The organism is Microscilla marina ATCC 23134 (assembly GCF_000169175.1).
Lineage (GTDB): Bacteria > Bacteroidota > Bacteroidia > Cytophagales > Microscillaceae > Microscilla > Microscilla marina.
Map to the genome: position 1 here is coordinate 81022 of NZ_AAWS01000001.1, position 20653 is coordinate 101674.

Genomic DNA, 20653 nt, shown 5'->3' on the forward strand with positions numbered 1-20653 from the left:
ATAATGTGTGGTGTTAGCAGCACACACAGGTGTCAAATTTACGAAAAGGTTTGTCTTGGTTTTTCCGATAACAACTTTTTAACATGGGCAATTTTTTAGAAACTGATATGTATGGTGTGACTAGGTATTGACGCTAAGTGATCTGGAAAAAATAAGCTGTGCCAATTCAAGAAAATACATTGTTCTCAGACGATTCAAAAAAAACGGTACATAGCCGAAGCTATGGGGCTTTTTTTTTGAGAAGAATGAGGGCAATAGATACACTTTAATGGCTCAAATTATTTATGAAAGATCACTAAACACTTGTTTAGCGAGGGTAGAGGTTGGGTTGTTTGATATGCCAGTATATATTGGCAACCCAAGATTTTTTGAGCCATTTTAATCGTCAAACAATAAACCATATATTTGCCCCAATTCACCAAAAATATTTTAATGGAAAATCCTTTATACAAAATGTTTGAGAGCCAGGTAGGGAATGTACTTGACCAAAACGCTCCACCGTTTACTCAATGGCTAAAGCCTGCCTTACTTTCGGTAAAACCAGGTAGTTTTGAAATGGAAATAACCGTGCGCAAAGAAATGACCAATCCTTTGGGGTTGTTACATGGAGGTGTACAAGCGGCCATTCTTGACGAAATTATTGGAATGACCGTAGCAGCACTTGACAAACCCAGTCCGGCAGTATCTATCAACCTGGCAGTAGACTTTATAGGCAAAGCCAAGTTGGGAGATAAAATTATTGCCCGATCGGACGTAGTAAGGCAAGGGCGGCAGGTAATCAATGTAACTGGAGAGTTGCATAATGCCGAAGGTAAACTCATTGCCAGAGCCATGTCTAATATGTTGCAAATAGGCAAAAAGTAATGCTTAAACGATCAAGTAAAGGGTATGCTACATCCTTGATGAAATACCCTTACTTTTACTGTATTTCATTCTAAACTGGTACTTATCATGAAACATCTATTTCAAAGTTATCCAAAAATCCCTGAAAGTTTTGATGCATTTCAGTTGAGCGAAGCCGACTATCGGTTGTTTAAAAAAACAGACTGGGTAGTGACTGAAAAAATACACGGCGCCAACTTTTGTGTATTGAGCAATGGCGAAGAAACCCAATTTGCCAAACGCAAAGCAGTGCTCGATGAAGAGGAGAATTTTTTTGGTTACCACTCTCTCCGTAACCATTTGACAGCGCAGGTGGCACAAGTTTTTGCAGAACTCAAGAGGCAACACGCCGATACTGTAGCGGTAGCAGTATATGGGGAGCTGTTTGGCGGAGCTTACCCTCATCCAGATGTTACGGCGGTAACAGGTGTACAGGCCATTCAAACAGGTATATATTATTGCCCTGAGGTACGTTTTTGGGTGTTCGACCTGGTGCGCATTACCGATACTTCTTCTTATTTTGTAGACTTTGATAACATGAGAGAAACCTGTGATACAGTGGGGTTACCTTATGTGCCTGCGCTGTTGGTGGGTACTTTTAGCGAAGTTCAAAATTATGCTATAGAGTTTGAGAGCACCATTGCGGGGCTGTTGGGTTTGCCTGCTTTGCCTACGCCCAACCTTGCTGAAGGTGTGGTAATAAAACCCGCTACTTCGTTGTTGATGGATACTGCCAAAGGCTGGGTACGCCCAGTGATTAAAAAGAAAATAGAAAAATTTGGCGAAGATATTCGCTACCAACAAGCCAAAAAATGGGCAGGAAAAGCGGGCGAAAGTACTGTATTAGGCGAGCTAATGCAAGCTGTACACCAATTGGTAAATAAAAACCGCCTACAAAATGTTTGTTCTAAAATAGGAATAGTGAACCTGGCAGATGCTGCGCAAAAAGAGCAAGTAAGGGCAGATATGGAGGCAGATGTATGGGAAGCATTTTGGGAACAATACAGTGACAGGTATTTTCAGATAACCTCCGAAGAGCAAGCCCAGGTAAACGCTGAGGTTACCCAGGCAATTGAACAGTTGCTTTAGTGAGGAATGAGCGATGTATTGAGCAGGATTTTTCTATACGCTTAACCTTTTGCCTCACAACGCAGCTTTACGTTGTGAGAGATACCATGGTATAAGAAAACCCTTTATGCCCTGAGTACATTGAGGCTTTGGTGCTCAGGTACAAATTTATTGTTTCTTCTTACCTGTTTAAATAGGTGTTCTTTGAGTTTGTCAAACTGCTCAATGGCAAAAGGTACAATCAATGCATTACGTTCTTGCTTGTCTTTGCCTTTGGTTTTGAGCACCAGTCCAAAATCCTCGGTACCTATAGTAGTGATCTCAGAAAACCTGACGGCTTCTATTGTTCCTTGGTCATATACTCCCGAAATATACTCTTCATCTACCTCCAGCACGGTGTGCATCAGTTTTTGCAACTTTGTGTGTTTTTGGTAGTTTTTTGCTCCGTGTATTAGTATCCCCAATGAGCCCATAAAAACGACAGAGGATAAGCATACCAGTAAAAGTATGGCAGACTTATCTAACATAAAAGGCAAGGTGAGCAACATGCCACTTATACCTAAAACCAAAGGGGTAATACTAGGCGCTTTATGTTTAATTATTTGGTCAAGTTGGGGCTTCAGATGAGGTGCAATCACCAGGGTAGAGGCAAAAGAACGGCTACGTTTGATTATCCTGGCTTGTTGTATAACGGCGTGTTGTCGGGTAACACTTGCCTGTTGTTTGAGCAGGTCATAGTGTTGCCAAAACTGCCTTTCTGTGCTGTCTGTATATGTTTGCCATAGTTCAAGTGTTTGTTGGTCTAAATCGTTCATCATGTAAAGTTGAATTTAGCTAATATTATACACACAGGTTGTTGAGGAAACCATGGGTGTTGATCAGATGTGTAGAGAATAGTTGTTGATTTATAAATTACAAATTTTCATTGGCAAAAACCAGTAGAAAGCTAAAAAAATAATGGTGACTCAATGAGGCATTTTCGGTAAGTAGCAGTGTGTGAGTAGGAGCTTTTTTGTTGAAAAAATAATTAATTATAACATATGTAATAGTTCTTGATTGTCTAATAAATATGAGGAAAAACAAAAGAAACTTAGCATAAAAAGAAACTTTTGCAATATGAAAAAGGTATTTAAACTAAGTAATATAAAAACATTGTGTGCGAAAAACGGTTAAATATTACAGTTATCGCGATTATGTTACATATCTACAAAAAATAAAGTTTTTCCGAACAACCAGACTGAGTGTATTTATACACTCTACTTAAATTATGCAAAATCTGATTATTTACCCTCAAAAAGATACTCCTTTTGTATCTTTCAATGCAACAAATCATACACTCGAAATATCTGGTGAATCATACCACGAGCATCACGAAGAATTTTACAGAAGAGTACTTGATTGGCTACAACAGTATGTTGAAGAAGTACAAAATGATGTTACATTCATTTTTCGTATGACTTACTTTAACACCCGCACTCGTTTTGCATTCCTTGAAATACTTCAAACCTTAGAGCGACTTCATGCCAATAAAGGATTACTGAAACAAGTAATATGGTATTATGACGATGACGAACTTGAAGAGAGTGGAGAGTTTTATCAAGATCAGTTTATTCAATTACCATTCGTGTTATTCGAATACCCAAGAGGAGTACATTCTTTTGGATTAAACAGTTAAGTGACCCTGCTTTGCCTGGCCTGCTACCTCACATATAGAAACATTGTATTTCTAACACTTCAATCGAAATCTATTCATGCCTTTCAAGTATTTGACGATAATCAAGTACTAAATATTTGCCTTTTTTGATGAAAAACTGATGCTACTTTAAATAATTTGATATTAAAATATTTTTCAAGTTTTAATCAGTAAAGTTATGATACCTACTTCAACAAGCGACTCTTTAAGCATTGTATCAGCGTACGAAAAAGTAAAACTACTCAATGCAGAACTTAGGGAAGAAAATACCAAACTAAAGGATCAAAATAATTTTTTACAAAATCAGCATTACCAGTTGGCGCATGATTTAAAAGGTCCTTTACGCAATCAGCAAGTATTGCTCTCTATGTGCAATCTTGACAATACAGATGAGGTAGTTCAGCACCTCAAAAGATCCATTAGTCAAATGGAAGTACTGGTGAGGCATAATCTTGCCGTTAACAAAAGCAGTGGAGGCAATAGCCTGACTACTGCTATTGAGCTAGAAAAGGTCATGGCAGATATCTTGACGTTGTTAAAGGGCATTATCTCCTATTATAAGGTGAGTATACAAGCTGATTTTGCAAAAGCTCCTTCCATATTTTATCAACCCCTCGAACTTCAGAGCATACTATATAACCTGATCCATAATGCCATCAAATACCGCCACCCAAATCGCCCCCCGCAAATCAATGTGTCCAGCAGTTTTGAAGGTAAATATGTATGCCTAAAGGTAAAAGATAATGGACAAGGAATGCATTTGAAAAGTGATAGCCCCTCTATGCTTGATAAATGTACCCAGCTGGATACAAGTCAGGAAGGCCACGGGTTGGGACTGTACCTTGTCAAAGAGTTTCTGGAGCTAAGAGGAGGGAAAATAGAAGTAGAAACAGCCCCAGAGGTTGGTAGTACATTTTGTGTATTTTTGCAGCCCCAAACTTAATTTTTAGCTCATTTATATTCACAAACTTATGGAGTCTTTATCTTTCAATATTAGCGACCTATCGACCCAACGTCGTTTGGAACACTTGTTTGACAAGCTTCAGACAATCGCCAAAATTGGTGTGTGGGAGGTAAACCTCAATACCTGGGAGGTTTTTTGGTCAGAAGAAACGTACCGTATTCATCAGGTACCTCTGAATACTCCTATCTTGCTTGACGATAGCATCAATTTTTACCATCCTAAATCACGCCCAATTATTGAAAAATCAGTAGAGCTGGCTATTCATGAAAAAGAGCCTTACGACCTTGAGCTTCAATTAATTACTGCCAAAGGTGTAGTAAAATGGGTAAGGGCGATTGGAATACCTGTCATAGAAAATGGAAGGGTGACGGCTTTGCAAGGGCTTTTTCAAGACATTGACAAACAACGAACCACTGAAGAAGAACTCAGGTATACACAAGGAAAACTTAAGCTTGCCCTGGATGCTGGCGAAGTGGGAATTTGGGACTGGAGCCTTGGTGATAACGAGTTGCAATGGAATCAGCGTATGCATCAAATTTTTGACTGGCCAGAAGATTGTTTTCAAAATAGTTTGAGTGGTTTTACTGACCGTTTACACCCCGATGACCAAGAGAAGGTGGTAGATGTGCTTCAGATAGCTTTAGAAAATAAAACTAAATATGATATGAGCTATAGAGTGGCAGATCAGCAGGGAAATATAAAAACCATCGTAGCCAAAGGCGCTGCTATATATGATACAGAAGACAACCCAGTCAATATGATGGGTACTTGCGTAGACATTACTGGGCAATTGGCGCTTGAACAAGAAAAACACAATGTCAAAACACAATTAGAAATATTTGTCAAGCATGCTCCTGTAGCAACTGCCATGTTTGATAAAAAGCTACGCTATCTTCAGGCAAGTGATCGTTGGTATAAAGATTATCAATTGCCAGATGACTCAATCATCGGGAAGAGCCACTATGAAATATTTCCCGAAATTTTGCAAATGCCCGAATGGTTGGCAATTCATCAGCGTTGCCTGAATGGTGAAGTGATAAAAGTGAATGAAGATTCGTTTTTAAGGAAAAGCGGTCAAACCCAGTGGTTGTGTTATGAGATACACCCCTGGTATACAAAGAGTGGGCAAGTGGGAGGGGTGGTCATGTTTACTGAGGATATTACCTTTAGAAAACAAATAGAAATTCAACTTGGGCAAAGTGAAGCAAAGTTTAGGGCAGCTTTTAATCAAGCAGCTATTGGAATGGCATTGGTGAATATGCAGGGTAAATTTCTTAGGGTAAATCGTTGTTTTTGCCAAATGCTGGGTTACTCGAGAAAAGAGTTGTTAAGCCTTGATTTGACTGCCATTACTCATTCAGATGATGTAGCTAAAGAGTTAAAGCAGTTTCAGGAAATGAAGCATGGCAGGCGACGCAAATATGAGTTTGACAAGCGTTATTGCCATAAAGACGGTAGTACTATTTGGGTACATGTGGTAGTATCTTTAGTAAAGGATGATTTAAAACCGTTTTTTATTGCACAGGTACAGGATATTACCCAAAGAAAGCACAAAGAACAAGAGCTGCTGGAACTCAATAAGTTTTTAGACGAAAAAGTTGTGCAGCGTACTCAAGAGTTACTTTCGGTAAACGAAGAGTTGGAAGCTTTTAACTATTCGGTATCGCACGATTTGCGCACACCTTTGCGGAGTATTTTAGGCTTTGCCCAAGCTTTGGAAGAAGACTATGAAGAGGAACTAGATGATGTAGGCAAAGATTTTCTGCGCCGTATTATGAAGGCAAGCAAGCGCATGAGTGAGTTGATTGATAGCTTGTTGTACTTATCCCGAATAGGTAGGCGAGGGGTTGTTCGTGAAGAAGTGAATATGTCAGAGTTGGTGGAGAGTATTACGCTGAATCTTCAGGAAGCCTTCCCCCAACAAAGTTATTGTTATAAGATAGCCCCTAGTGTAAAGGCAAAGGCAGATTTGGGACTGGTTAAAATTGTTTTGGAAAACTTACTCGACAATGCTATGAAATATAGCTCGAAGGCACACCGTCCGGTGATAGAGTTTGGCGAAATAGCACACAACAAGGTTTATTATGTGGCAGACCAAGGTGTAGGCTTTGACATGAGCTATGTAAATAAGTTGTTTGGGGCTTTTCAGAGGCTGCACTCTACCCAAGAGTTTGAAGGAATGGGGATAGGTTTGGCCACCGTGAAAAGAATCATCATGAAACATAGAGGAAAGATATGGGCAGAAAGCAGCCCCAACAGTGGAGCAACATTTTATTTTACATTGGATACACAAGCACAAGCATAAACTTATCAACCATGGCAACAGGAGAGATATTACTTATCGAAGATAACGAAGACGATGTCTTATTAACCAAAAGGGCATTAAGAAAGCACCATATCAAAAGCAAGGTGGTAGTAGCATGCAACGGAAAAGAAGGCTTAGATTACCTGTTGGGCAAAAACGGAAAGCAAAAGCTTTCGCCTATGCTTACTTTGCTTGATTTAAACTTGCCAATCATGGGGGGGCTCGATGTACTGGAAGCATTGCAGCGGTATGAGCAACCAATAAATTGCCCTATCATAGTGCTTACTACGTCTGACAATGAAGAAGACATTGCTTCGTGCTATCGGTTAGGCGCGCACAGTTATGTTCAAAAACCAATGGATTTAACTCAGTTTATGGAGTTGATCAGGTATTTGGCCATTTACTGGTTGGCATTAAACAAACCATATCCTGTTGTAGAAGGAGGAGCTCCTGATATATAAACCACCTTATAAGCGTATAAAAATGAAACATAATCCTTTAAATATACTAGTGATAGAAGACGTAGAAGATGATTACGTATTGTTGCAAAGAAACCTAAAAAAGCATGGTTTGTGGAAGTATGGTATTTGTGTCGAAAACATTGAAGAGTTAAAACATGAACTGTACACAAAAACCTGGGATATTGTGATCAGTGACAATTCACTACCTCAACTGAATGCTTTAGATGCTTTAAAAATAACCAAACAAATAAATGCCGATATACCTTTTATTATTGTATCAGGCACTATCAAAGTAGAAGAGGCTATTTTGGCAATGAAAGAAGGAGCTGCCGATTACCTGATGAAGGATAATCTGGCAAAGCTTATTCCGGTAGTACAGCGAGAAGCAAAAGAAGCTAGAAACAGGCAACAGCATAAAAACCTGGAAAGCGATTTTATGACTTTTATCTACCGTTGTTATCACGACCTCAGAGGACCCATTGCGTCTTTGTTAGGCTTGGTTCAAATAGCTTATTCAGATCAAACAAACCTGCAACAGTTTGATTACTTGGACCATTTGGCACGAAATGTTAGAAAAATGGATGCCACGCTTACTCAGCTTTTGCAAATATTTGCCATCAGAGAGATTGTGCCTCAGCCAGAAACGGTGTCGCTTGCAGAAATATTTGAGCAGTGCAAGAAAAAACTTTGGAAAGATTATCGGGTAGGTGAGCTAGAGTGGAGCTTGAACCTTGAGCAAGAGGAGGCCATTTATACAGATAAGTTTTTGTTAAAAACAGTGGTTGAGCATATCTTAACCAATGCCATACATTATAGGTCTCCTGCCCGTACCTTGGTGATTGAGTTGAGTTACGACAAAAATGCAACGCATATAGAGCTGGTACTTAAAGATAATGGCGTGGGTATACCAATGTCTGTTTTACCCAAGGTTTTCCAAATGTTTTATCGAGGAAATGAACAGTCTACCGGGAATGGGCTGGGTTTGTATATAGTGAAAACCGCAGTAGAGAAATTGGGTGGACAAGTGGCCATATCGAGTAGCGTAGGTATAGGCACCGAAGTGTATATTAATTTTCCTTGCATTATTGACAACAGTATCAAAACTAAAAAACTGGCTTCTTTTGATTATTCATAGACTTTAAAAATAGGGGGGAAGTTAGTGACCTACAATAGCAAAACCACTCCAATCTTTGGGGTGTAAGTGCTTTTGTTGGGCTATAATTTCCTGCTTGGCTTGTTGCAAAGCTTGGGCAAACCCCATTTTTTGTTGAACAATTGCTTTGTAAAACCTAATCATCAGATTTTTGGTGTGTCGATCATTGACCCGCCACAGCGAAAATACAATATTGCGCGCGCCTGCATATAAAAAACTTCGAGTAAGTGACATCATTCCTTCGCCTTTGTATGACTTACCCAAGCCCGATTCGCAACTACTGAGCACTACCAAATCGGCACAAAGACGTAAGTTATAAATGTCTCCTGTTAACAAATAATTATCTTCTTCTTTACCGTTTTTCCTGTTTTTGGAAAAGTAAATGCGGGCAAGCTTTTCATTGGTTCTGTCGTATATACTGTGGCTGGCAATGTGTACTATGCGTGCCTTAGAGCTCTTTGCCAGAAAAGAGTTTTTGCTGGCTTCTTCCGAAAGGTATGCTTGGGCAAACATTTTCTCTTGCTTAAACATATTTAGTACTGTATTTACTTCAATTTTGCTGGCGGGTAAAGCATTGCTCATAAAACGTGTGGTGAGCACCTTACCTGTCCCTTCGCTAAAAGGAGCAAAGGCAACAAAATCCAATGACTTTACAGCACACGTTTTAGGTCGCTTGACCCATATAGACGCTGAATAGTGGCAGTTTATTTCATAGTCTTTGATCAAGTACTGCAATTGCGAATAAGTTAATAAACCAGTTTGCCTCGGCAGTTGAGTGATCAGGGCGCTCAAGGGCAACTTAGCAAGGCGCCAGTCTGGAATCACAGTCAGCCTGGTCTTTTGGCTGAGGTAAGGCTGCAAAGGAGCCATCAATACTTGATAAGCCTGGTTGCTTGCCTGAGAGAATTCTCCGATAGGGTAACCACCCTGTAGTTTTCTATAGTACGCCTTAATAGTAGGTAAAAGCTTTTTTGTGGGAGCGATTGCTATCAGGTGAGCGTCTTGTTGGGTAATTACAAATACATAAGACCGGGTAGGTCCTGTGATGTATTGCAGCAAAGCCTCGTGGGGTTGTATGACTTGTTGTACATCTTTGATACTCGCCACTCTTCGTTTATACTTTAAATGGTAATACTGGGGATAATCTTTTTCAAGGCGCTGGACAAACTGCTCATACTTACGCTTGGTCTCAAAAGAAGTGTTTAAATAGGCTTGTTGTTGTTTGCCTGTACTTTTCAAAAGCTTACGATTATAAAAATGCACCTTTTGCCTAAGTACTTGTTCCTGACTTAATAAGTCGGTTGGAATATTGGCAAACCTACGGGCGTCAACCTCGGCCAGCGATGCCGATAACACACTGGCTTTGTTTCTTTCGGCAAAGTAAAAAGCTTCGTTTTGGTATAATTGTCTGCGTGCAGGGGCAAGTTTTGCCATTTGATACAAAATATCTATTGCCTGTGTGCAAAATAGGGTCAGCTGCTTGTTAAAAATAATTTTATCTTTTTTGTTATACAGTGTTCGAATATAAGCATCAAGCAATGCCACATTGTTTTTAATAAAAGCCAATGTATTGATAAGCTCTACCTGCTTTGCTTGAGTCAAGGCCTGCCCATGCATAAGAGTAGACAATTTGCCTAGTGCCTCAAACAAAAAGCGATGGTGGGTAAAGTGTGCGAGTTTGAGTTGATCAAGAGGCACTAGGCGTTGTTTACTGTTGATATAAAGAGATTTATGGTAGTATTTTAGTGCTTGTTCAGGTTGCTTAAGTGCAGTGTATACATTGCCCAAAAAAATATAAGATTGTGCCACCAAAGGGTTTTTGAGCCCTTGTTTTTTTTGCCTGATATGAAGTGCTGCATTAAAATATTTTAGACTCAACTGATACTCTTTTTTGTCTAAGTATATGTGTGCCAGGTTATTATAAAACCCTGCTACAGTATGAAACCCCTTTCCCATAACTCTTTCCCTTATTTCAATTGCCTTGAGCAAATACTTTTGAGCTGTCTCATACTCTCCCTTTAAGTAGTAGTTGATGCCAATGTTATTGTAAGGAGCAGCCAAATCTGCATGTTCACTATTACCAAAGGTTCTTATTTTCAACTTTAGCGACTTTTGATAATAACCAATGGCTGTATCAAAATCTCCTTGTTCGCCATAAGTCATGCCTATACTATTATAGGTTTGGGCAATCATAGGTTGCAGGGTCGCTTTATTAGCCGTATTCAAGTGTTGCTGAAGCAAGGTCAATGCTTTTTGGTGGTACTCAAAGGCAGTACTATAGGCCAGTTTTTTTAAGTGCAGGTTGCCCAAGGCATTGTATACTTGAGCAGCTTCAGAAAAGTATTGGTCGGTATGTTGTAGGTAAGTTTTTAGTACTTGCTCAAACGCTTTGGTGGCTTTGTCATAGTGAAAAGTTTTGCTGAAAATTTGAGCAATCAGTCTTTGAGTAGCAGCTTTACAGATGACGAAGTCAGGTAAACTGTAGCGTTTTTGACAACACAACTCCAGGTTTTTTTTTGCCAATGCCAATGCTTGGGTAAAAGCAGCATTTTGTGTATAACATTGCACGATACGGTTATTGCACTGCCATACTTTTTGCCATTGGTTTTGTGTCTGATAAATTTTTATGGCTTGTTGATAGGCTGTCAGACTTTGGGTGTACTGCTTTGATTGATAAAGTTCGTTTGCCCGGGTATGGTGTGTGATAAGTTCCATTGGCTGCTCTTGGGAGCTATCCTGTACACAACTCAGGAGCACCCAGGAGAAAAAGTAAATGATACTGTATTTTATAAAGCGATTGCTGATGATTTTTGGGGTAGAAACTTTTTTAAAATTATTTAGCGCTTGTTTAAATTTTCGCATTTAGAGTAATTTTCGATAAGTTTTTTGCTCAGATGCGTTAAACCGAGCTTTAGCGAGTTCTGTTTCACCTTTGAAAATTAGCACCTAAACTAATTTTGAATGAATAGTCTAGCTAAAGTTCGGTTTGACATAAAAGGGTGAAAATCGCATAAAGTGCCCATTAGGTGAACCGAGCCGAAGGTAAGCTCTGCCTTTTCGGCTAATTTTAAACAAGTTCTTAATCTCATGTTTTTGCAAGCTTGCAAACTCACTTAAGATAAGGGTTTATTTGGTAAATTACTGAAAAACAGTGCAAAGTTATTTTTTAACCTTTAAAATCATATAAAAATTATGTCAAACAGTTTAATTAATTCATTACAAAATATAGATGAAGTAAAACCCTTGGGGCAAGAACCCAACGATGTAGCTTGTTTTGAGGAGCTGCGTGAAGTACTAAAAAAACACCAAAAACTCGATCGTTTTGGTTTGTGCCTGTTGCATAAACATTTTGATGTAAACGAAGATGAGATTTTGGTAGAAAGCTGTGATGTTAAAAATAGAACATTGACGATTCAGCCCGAAAAAACTGCGGCAGAGGCTCGTTCAAATGAAACTTTACTGGAAACCAATTGGCGTTTTTCTGAAGACGATAAAGAAGGCATAGAGGCTTTTTCGGCAATTTTGATTTGTCGTGAGCAACGACATTCATAAACTTTTCTGAGTACACCTCGCACATCAAACATCCCAACCAGACAGGACATCCTATAGGCAAGGCATCAATTTATTTGGTCTTTCATCCGGCTTTTTATTTTCAATCCACCTGAGAAAGATTCATCAGGCAAAAGAATCTTTCGTGTAAACGATGACCTTCAATGAATAAAACACTTGTGAAAAAACACACCCAAGTAGTGTTAATTGAAAAAAAACAGCGAAAAAGAATAAAACTGGTACCCCCCCAAAAAAAAATTAAACAATGCGTCCTGAAGACTTCTCTCAAATATTTTGAAATAGAGTGTAAGTTACAAGATGAATGGATACCCTTAAAGGCTCAAGAGGTGCTTAAGGTAGAAGCGTTTTCTCTTGAGCCTGAGTTATGGATAGTACCCAAATCGGATAAAAAGTACGCCACCATTTTGTTTGAGTACCACCTACACAATGACCCCACTACATACCAAATAGTTTTTCAAGTATACCAATTCCGGCTTGAGCTAAAACTCGACAATCAATGCTTTGACTCTCCTTATACCAAAGACCATTCTATAGGGAAGTATCACTGGATTTGGGGCAAAACGAACGGTGAAGACGCTGAAATGACACAAAGTAACCAGCAGTGGGGAGGCATTATTTTGGCTGACCTTGACCAGGACAAAGATGATTTCGACTTTTCGGAAAACCCACAAGGAGGCACCACCGAACTGGTACAGTTGCAGGTAGTTTTACCCTTTGCAACCTTGCCTCCGGGTATTGACTTACAACTTTACCTTGAAACCAGCTTTTCAGATGCTCATTATTTTGGTTTGTATGCCCCACACAACAAAGACTATCAATTGATATTGGGGTCAGACAAAGAAAAACCCCCTAACTTGTTGGCTGCCCAAAGTCAAAATAAAGTGTATAAAACTTCGGCAAAGATAGGTTTGGAATCACAATGTTTTTACTTGCGAGCCAATCATTTGCCCAATAGTTTTTTTGATGGCATCATTACCATTAAGTTAAAGCTCAAAGGAAGCAAAGTAAAAGAAGTACCTATAGAAGTGATTGCCGAAGATCACCTCATTGTTCGAGTAGCTCCCTGGCTGATGATGCCCAACACCCAGGAAGTCAAAAAAGTACATATTATACGTATTGACTCTGAAACCGCAGGCGAAACCGCCAATAGCGATCAGTTTATAAAAAAACTGAGAGGTATATTGGGCGATAAATTGGTGGTGTCTGATGCCAGTAACTTTGATGGTGACCGCTGGATTCAGGATGAATTTGTGATAGGGTATTGCCAGGGGGTAAAACAAGTGATGCCTGTAGTGTGTGATGGTCCGCGTGACCGAGGATTGAACAAATACCCTCAGCTACATTTGTTAAAAGCTGACTTTGGGCAAGTATCTATTGCGGGGAATAAAAAAAGTACCCTCGATTCGTTTGGCAACCTGGAAGTAAGCCCTCCTGTTGAGGGGTACCCTTTTGGTAGAATTATTATGGGAGCCAGCCCCAAGCAAGGGTTCAAACACTCGCCCCGACAAATAGCCCACCAGCTTAAGGGGTTTTTGCATGCCCAAAAGGTACAAAGTCCGATTGAGATTTTCAGCGATTGGCTGGCAGTAGGACACGTAGACGAAATTATCAATTTTGTTCCTGCACACAACCCGTCTTCAGACAAAAACTTTAAAATGTTGATTGCCTCTTCTAAAAAAGCCATTGATGTACTTTCTTATGTGTATTTTTCAGATACTCACCGAGTGTTTTACTTGCCCTTTGAGCAGGAAAAACAAAACTCGCGAGACATACTCAAGAAGTGGCTGCACGACTATTGGGAAATAAACCATCGCATTCAGCTTTTTTTAGATTGGAATCGACAGTTGTTAAAAAAAGAATTAGGGCTAACCGAAGACGATATCATTGACGTACCTGTACTGTTTAAAGAAAGAAAGAGTGATCGTAGAGCGTTGCCTTTATTGCCTAATATGGTCAACCAGCTTGTAATCACTGAGGCTAATGCTTCATTTAGCATTGTTCCTAAGTCTTATGGGCCAGTTAAAACTTCGGCAGGTGGGCTTACCCTTGACCTTGATCCTAATAACATTCATTACTTGTTCGAAGATCAGTTAAAAACAGAATTTGAAGCCATTGGACATCAGGTATACTTTGTAGACGATACCGACTTGTATTTTAAGCGGGGAGGGGGGATTCATTGTGCCACCAATGTAGAACGGGCTTATTTTGCCAATAAAAAATGGTGGAAATACAAGCCGCCCAATGCCCACGATATATAAATTAATATTGGGCAATCACTAAAAAAGCCATCCTGAGTGTTCAGGATGGCTTTTATTATCTATTTATATAAGGGTTTAGAGTTTTTCTATTTTTGTATGGCTTTGAGCACTGCCAGGGGTTGAATAAACTTACCGGTTTTTTCAGTTTGTTTAGTATCTATTCCTGTGCTTCTTAGGATTTGATATGCCTCCTTGGTTTTTATTTTAGGATTAATAGACCTCATCAAACCTAGTAAACCAGCCACATAAGGTGTAGCCATTGAAGTGCCACTATAAGAAGCGTATTTATTACCGGGTACAGTAGATAAAATATCCACACCAGGAGCTGCAATTCCCATTTTAAGGTCACTTACCCAGTTAGAGAAGCTTGCCATATCCATATTTTGAGCAATCGCCGATACAGTAATTACACCTTCTACATTTGCTGGTGTTACTTTAGTAGCATTCTGCGATTCATTACCAGCTGCCACTACTACAATGGCACCCGCACGATTGGCATATTGTACTGCCTGCTTGTAAGCCCTTTGTTTGTTGTCACGCGAGGGACCACCCAAAGACATTGAAATTACATCAGCGCCATTGTCGGCAGCCTCTATAATTCCGTTTACAATCATTTTATCAGTTCCCCAACCTTGGTCAGTCAACACCTTTACACTGGTTACAGTTACAAAGTCATTGTTAGGGGTCAAAGAAGCAATGCCTATTTTGTTGTTAGACACCGAAGCAGCAATACCTGCACAGTGTGTACCGTGGCTTTGTTTGTCATAGTCATACTTAGAACTTACCGACTTGTATTTGCCTTTAAGGTCTTCGTGTTCAGCATCCACTCCAGTATCCAGAATAAAAATCTTTACCTTTTTCTTAGGCTTAATTTTGTTTTCTTGCATGTATTTGTATAAGTCTGCCACTTGCATCTTATCAAAACCCCACAGTTTATCTATGTCAGGATCATTTACCAGGTAGTCTCCTTTGCTTGAGGCAGTGCTTGTTTGTTTTAGTTCCAGAGGACTTAGGCTGTATACTTCGTTATATTCTATGGCATCTACTGCATCTGTAGCATTTAATTTATTGACAATTGTCTCAAGGTTTGCCAATTGATCATTGGGCACATCTACTGAGTAAAAATCGTCTAGTTCGGTACCTTTGCCATTTTTTAGGTTCGGGAAAGCTTTCTCAATCTTAAGGTTATAGGCTTTTAAGGCCTTTTTTATTTTGTCTAATAAAGCATCATTTTTTATATCAAACAATAACTCAGCGTTACTGTCTAATTTAGTATTGTGCTTGTTTTTGTTAGCAGGGGCGCTTGTTGTAAATTTATTTTTTACATAGAGTACTCCTTCTTGTACCAAGCCCGAATAAATGAGGTAGCCTCCTAAGCCTATCCCCATTGCCGTAAGAAAGAAGGCACGGGTGTGTTTAAGGTTGTTGGCAATCAGAAATACTAAAATAGCTGCACCAGCTTCGGGTGCAATCATTCCTAATAGCTTTTGGTAGAGAGAGAAGTCGCTGAAGTACATGCTAACCGCATACATGATAGATGAACTCCAGAAAGTAAGGTTGGGTACAGCGCGGCTTTTTTTTCTATAAACGCTGTAAAACCACCATACTATAGACAGCAAAAAGGCTATATAAAATATGGGATGCAATGATGCTAACATAGGTTTTTAAAGTTAAGTTGAGAAATCTTTAGTTTTATCTCTTATGGTTTAATGGTTAAATATACGCAACTTCAGCAAGCGAAGTTAGCCTTATGGCGATTTTAACACTATCAGTAAGGTTAGCTCTTCCCGTGTTTTTTCTTAAAATAAGCATACGCCTCATTAATTTTACGAGAGAGGTCTTCGGCGTATTTACGTTTACTATCATCTTGAAAACGATCAGGATGGTATTTTTTCATCGCCTTTTTATAAGCCTTTTTGATCTCCTCAAAAGAGGCTCCTGGCTTAAGCTCGAGGGTTTGGTAATACTTAGATTCATCTATGCCACTAAATGCCGAGGCACGGGCTCCTCCACTACTTCCGCCACCCCCGTTTTTTTGCTGATTATAAAAATTTTGCCCTTGTTGTCGGTATTTTTGATATTCAGAGTAAGCTTTGTCGTATTTTTTTTCAGCTTTGCTAAACCAATCGTCATATTTTCGAGAATATGCCTCAAACTTATCGAAAGGATCGTTTGACTTAGGTTCATATTTATATTTATAAGGCTCGTACTCCTCTTTGTCAGGATTGGCGTAATAGTCCTGGTAAACCGACCTGAATTTAACTCTTTGTTCTTCGTCTAGTTCAAGTTCATCCATAAACTCATCCAAATCAATGTTGGGTTTTTTATCAACATCAAAAGTTCCCAGCATTTTTTGCAAAGCAATATCAGTTTTGTCAGCAATGGCTTTAAATAATTCGAGCAAAATTTGTGTGATCATATTCTTCTCTTAAGTTTGTTTGGTTAATATAATGGTTGAACTCGCCCTATGTCGCCAAAAAGGATTCTTTAGCGAACAAAAGCTGTCACTTACTCACATAGACATTGTAAGATAGTATCATTGTATGCTCTTTAACGGTATGACAACCACCAGGTTGTTGTTTTTCAAGGTAGCTTACTATAGCAAGATACACAAAAATCGTGAAATAAGGAAAGTAAAGAATAAATGCGTCAAAATGGCAATATCCCCTACCATAACGACTGAAATATACCCCAAAAATCTTATCAACTTAAAATAAAGAAGTCAACTTTGACGGTGGTGGTAGAAAAGTTTTTTGGGTGAGCTTTGCCTTGAACGCTTTGTGTTACTTGGTTTGAAAGACAATCAGGACAGGAGTGTTGGGAGCAGTGAATTGTTGGCAAAAGAGAAAATCAGTCATTTTGCCATCGTCTGAAAAGTGTAGCAACCATTGGCTTGAAGCCACCAATAAAAAAAAGGCTTTGGAATACCCGAAGCCTCTTTGTTAAAATCTTAAAAAATTATGAAGTATTCTTTAAGTATATATTACACATTGCAATTATACGCAATATTTATGTAAATGCAAATATGTTGCAAAAGAATTTTTGTTGCATTTACTTATGTGATGCATTATCGATTTATTTAAGCCAGTGCATTAGTACTCTAGCTTTTAACTAACAAATTCATAAGCCACTGAAAATAAGTGTACTATGAATTTGTTAGTTGCCTATGGAGCAGGGTGCACCTAGAACCTTACACCTAGTCCCTAGAACCTTGTCGGGACTATTGTGTTAATACTTCTGTACTCTAATAAACCAGTAGTCACCTATTCGGTTGGCGAGGTCTTCCCCCGGATACACTACCCTGCCTTTACGTCGGCGGTTGCGTCGCGACGGCCAAGGATCTCTCACCACAATTTCTTCAATAGCAGGCCCTTGTTGAGTATCTAATATACCCACTGCCGTAATTACTACGGCGTGCCCTCCGTTTTCACCTTCGTAGCCAATAATTACCGGATACTTTGCCCGCATTTCTTTGAGCAACATATCGGGGTGAGGGGCGTTGCGTCCCCAGGTAGCTTGTACCCTATAGCGTTGCCCACGATTATCTACCCCCCATTTGTTGAGGTTAGCAGTAATAAGTTCTGGGCTGGCAGTCAGGTTAGGCAATTGACCATTGCGCTTTACTCCAAACGAGCGTTGGACGATTTGTTCTTGTGTGACATATACCCCATAATACTTGAGTACCATCTGTATAGAAGCAGCCCAACACCATTGAGTATTGTTTTGGACAGAGGCAGTATAATTCATTTTTTTGGATGAAACTCCCTCATAATATAATTCTTGCGCATTTGCCGTAATGTGTATGAAAATGAAAAATGATAAACAGTAGTAGATTTTTTGTGCCATATTTTATTGTTATTTGAACGAAAGAGCAAATATAGTTTCTTGTAAAAACAGTTATACAACGCATAAGTTGCAAAATAGATTGTTACCACCAGCTGCCTTAGCGTATAAAGAAAACTTGACCAGCCCACAAAAAATATCTAAACATTCCCTTTGCTTGCAAGGGGTTTCCCTAATAAGTACACTGTAAATTAAGTAAGTTGTTATTTAGTTCGAGTTTATTTTGTTTGCTGGCGATCTTTACAAATAGAGCATAGCCAAAGCTACGCGATTTTTGTAAAGAGAAGTCAGAGGGCAAAAGAAGCCGAAAAAAGCATAAGATATTTATTTTACAGTGTAATAAGTTCTAAATTATAAAATAAACTGATGAATAGTTATTACACGTTTTTTGTCTCTCTGTCAATCGTATTGTCCATGTTTGCCTGTGGAGGTAAGTCTGTAAAAAACGAACAGCAAAATGTTGTCAAAGACAGCGTCAAAAAAGATACATTGCCTGTCAAAACTCCTGATACCACCCAAAAAGAAACAGTGGCCAATTCGTTGGTGGAGGTGGTTGGTATGGCACAAGTAGCCAAAATGATTGTAAACGAATGGAAGGTAAAAGCAGTGCTTGCGCCAGGCAAACAAATCAATGCAATGGATGACCAGCAAAAAGCCCGCATGGAAAAATCATCTATTGTATTCAAAGCGGATGGTAGCCAGAGTATGAATGTACAGCTCAAAAAAGAAACCATCAGCGAAGAAGGTCGCTGGAAACTTGCCGAAGAGGGCAAGCAAGTAATTATGGTGTCACCCAGTGGCAAAGAACGTATCTTTAAGATAGAAGAAATTACCCATGATAAACTCAAGTTAAGGGCGGTAATAGATATGTCGGGCATTGTGCTCGAAGCCAAAGATGCTACCCCCAGTGGACCAGTAAAAAAAGGTGGAGGGAATTGAAAAAACTTAAAACTTCTTAAAAAGCGTGTTTTTGATGGGTAAAATTTTACCTTCGAAACACGTTTTTTAGTATATTAGGAGTGAGAGCTTGTTTAAAGTTGTTCAAATAATTCAAAATAGCTCTTTTGCGCATATACTTCGTTGTGAAAATGCTCATTTAACGTGACCAAATTCTGTTTTCTAGGCCTCGTTTATGTGAGAAATCCTTGATTTTGCTATTAAAACTAAAACATTAAACAAGCCCTTATAATTATTCAACAGTTTTACAGCAAACGCAAACATAATGTGCCTTATTTGTCGTTTACTTTCAGTTAGTTAAGTTGTGTTTGTGTAGTCGTTTTATTTCAAAAAGTGTTGCGTATAGCCTGTATTTGATAAAAGTGCAACACTGCATGGAGAACCAGAAGATGGAAGTTTTTGATTATTTTGTTAACCTCAATAAACCCCAAAGCAATCAGCGTTTTGCAAATGCCATTGGCAAAGAAAACGTATTGTTTTTGGTAAATTCTACCCAGGATGAATTTGCCCCACACCCAGGTCATTTTTCGTTTAAGAGTACTTTTCAAGGGCGTGAACATTTTGAGTTTGACAACCATAGAGTAGCAGTAAGCCCTCAACACTACCTTTTGCTTAACGAAGGGCAGGAATATGCCAGTTATATCAATTCGGATGAAAACGTAGAGACATTCACGATTTTTTTTTCTCCCGAATTTGTCACCAATACCCTTAAGTCGAGGCTTAGGTCAGATGATGCCTTGCTCAACGACGGTTATCAGAAAGATACGCCTTTATTTATCAATTTTTTTGAAAAGCTCTATCACATCACCCCCCATATTTATCAATTGATTCAACATATTAGACACTGCCTAAAGGAAGGCAATGCCAACAGCATGGCATTGGAAGAGTACTTGTATATGTTGTTGCACGAGTTGCTCAAAGAACATCGCATGATAAAAAGTACCATCGAACAATTGTCGGCAGTGCGTTATTCTACCCGGCTTGAAACTTTCCGTAGAGTAAGCCGTGCCAAAGACTATTTGTTGTCTTGCTACGACGAACCCCTAAGCATAGACAAACTTGCTTCGGTGGCGTGTTTGGCACCTTTTCATTTTTTAAGAACCTTCAAGCAAATATTTAACATTACCCCCCACCAAATGCTCACCAAGGTGCGCTTGCAACATGCCCAAAGTTTATTGGTACATACCAACTATCCTGTAAGCCAAATAAGCCTGAAGGTAGGTTATGATAACCTTAGTTCTTTTAGCCGCTTGTTTACTACCCAGTTTGGCGTTTCACCACGTAAATTTCGAAAGCAAAAAGCTACTCCGTTGTCGGCATAAACTTCTGCTTGCCTCCAAACGACTGCTTACTCAAGCCCCTTATGCTTTGTGCCAAAGGTTTTTTGTGTGGGCAATTAGCAATTTTTGTAAAACTTGGGTAGCAAGACAAAAGGTATATTTGAGCATTATAACAGTACATCAATAGTTCCAAAGCAACGTCAGGGGCTAGTACTCTGG

General features: G+C 39.2%; 16 protein-coding genes. 11 read left to right on the forward strand and 5 right to left on the reverse strand.

Annotated elements, in window-relative coordinates; translation table 11 throughout:
• Positions 1-432: 432 nt before the first annotated feature.
• Positions 433-864 (forward strand): PaaI family thioesterase, encoded by a 432-nt coding sequence (locus M23134_RS00275; protein WP_002692605.1) that lies wholly within the window; start codon positions 433-435, stop codon positions 862-864.
• A gap of 87 nt (positions 865-951) precedes the next feature.
• Complete coding sequence (locus M23134_RS00280) at positions 952-1971, forward strand: RNA ligase family protein (RefSeq protein WP_002692607.1); 1020 nt, start codon at positions 952-954, stop codon at positions 1969-1971.
• Positions 1972-2075: 104 nt separating this feature from the next.
• On the opposite strand, the gene M23134_RS00285 is transcribed toward M23134_RS00280, so the two are convergent.
• A complete protein-coding gene (locus M23134_RS00285; RefSeq protein WP_002692608.1) occupies positions 2076-2768 on the reverse strand; it encodes a hypothetical protein in 693 nt (230 codons plus the stop codon).
• A 449-nt stretch (positions 2769-3217) separates the two neighbouring features.
• On the opposite strand from M23134_RS00285, the gene M23134_RS00290 reads away from it, so the two are divergent.
• The 5 genes from M23134_RS00290 (at position 3218) to M23134_RS00310 (ending at position 8508) form a co-directional block, all read left to right on the forward strand.
• Positions 3218-3625, forward strand: coding sequence for a DUF1987 domain-containing protein (locus tag M23134_RS00290; protein WP_002692610.1), 408 nt, complete (start codon positions 3218-3220; stop codon positions 3623-3625).
• Between the two features lie 196 nt (positions 3626-3821).
• A complete protein-coding gene (locus M23134_RS00295) occupies positions 3822-4586 on the forward strand; it encodes a sensor histidine kinase (protein WP_002692612.1) in 765 nt (254 codons plus the stop codon).
• Between the two features lie 28 nt (positions 4587-4614).
• Positions 4615-6912: a PAS domain S-box protein gene (locus M23134_RS37275; RefSeq protein WP_053337213.1), complete on the forward strand. Its 2298-nt coding sequence runs from the start codon at positions 4615-4617 to the stop codon at positions 6910-6912.
• Between the two features lie 11 nt (positions 6913-6923).
• Positions 6924-7373 (forward strand): response regulator, encoded by a 450-nt coding sequence (locus tag M23134_RS00305; protein WP_002692616.1) that lies wholly within the window; start codon positions 6924-6926, stop codon positions 7371-7373.
• Between the two features lie 22 nt (positions 7374-7395).
• Positions 7396-8508 carry a hybrid sensor histidine kinase/response regulator gene (locus tag M23134_RS00310; RefSeq protein ID WP_002692618.1) on the forward strand — a complete coding sequence of 371 codons (1113 nt, stop codon included), beginning with the start codon at positions 7396-7398 and terminating at the stop codon, positions 8506-8508.
• Positions 8509-8529: 21 nt separating this feature from the next.
• Here the strand turns inward: M23134_RS00310 and M23134_RS00315 are convergent, their stop codons facing one another.
• Positions 8530-11241 (reverse strand): CHAT domain-containing protein, encoded by a 2712-nt coding sequence (locus M23134_RS00315; RefSeq protein ID WP_002692621.1) that lies wholly within the window; start codon positions 11239-11241, stop codon positions 8530-8532.
• 477 nt (positions 11242-11718) lie between these two features.
• Here M23134_RS00315 and M23134_RS00320 point away from each other — a divergent pair, with 477 nt between their 5' ends.
• The gene (locus tag M23134_RS00320; RefSeq protein ID WP_002692628.1) at positions 11719-12078 is read left to right on the forward strand and encodes a hypothetical protein; all 360 of its coding nucleotides are present in this window, start codon (positions 11719-11721) and stop codon (positions 12076-12078) included.
• A gap of 161 nt (positions 12079-12239) precedes the next feature.
• Positions 12240-14354, forward strand: a complete 2115-nt coding sequence (locus M23134_RS00325) for a protein-arginine deiminase type IV (RefSeq protein ID WP_002692630.1) — start codon at positions 12240-12242, stop codon at positions 14352-14354.
• 86 nt (positions 14355-14440) lie between these two features.
• Here M23134_RS00325 and M23134_RS42400 read toward each other — a convergent pair whose 3' ends face one another.
• From M23134_RS42400 to M23134_RS00340, 3 genes are all read right to left on the reverse strand, one after another.
• Positions 14441-16012, reverse strand: coding sequence for a S8 family peptidase (locus M23134_RS42400; protein WP_002692633.1), 1572 nt, complete (start codon positions 16010-16012; stop codon positions 14441-14443).
• Between the two features lie 119 nt (positions 16013-16131).
• The gene (locus M23134_RS37280; protein WP_002692635.1) at positions 16132-16773 is read right to left on the reverse strand and encodes a DnaJ domain-containing protein; all 642 of its coding nucleotides are present in this window, start codon (positions 16771-16773) and stop codon (positions 16132-16134) included.
• Positions 16774-17582: 809 nt separating this feature from the next.
• Complete coding sequence (locus tag M23134_RS00340; protein ID WP_045112731.1) at positions 17583-18101, reverse strand: papain-like cysteine protease family protein; 519 nt, start codon at positions 18099-18101, stop codon at positions 17583-17585.
• A 462-nt stretch (positions 18102-18563) separates the two neighbouring features.
• Between M23134_RS00340 and M23134_RS00345 the strand changes: the two genes are divergently transcribed.
• Entirely contained in the window at positions 18564-19136 is a 573-nt protein-coding gene (locus M23134_RS00345) for a hypothetical protein (protein ID WP_157558276.1), read from the forward strand.
• A 392-nt stretch (positions 19137-19528) separates the two neighbouring features.
• Positions 19529-20476 (forward strand): helix-turn-helix domain-containing protein, encoded by a 948-nt coding sequence (locus tag M23134_RS00350; protein WP_082226490.1) that lies wholly within the window; start codon positions 19529-19531, stop codon positions 20474-20476.
• Positions 20477-20653 lie beyond the last annotated feature (177 nt).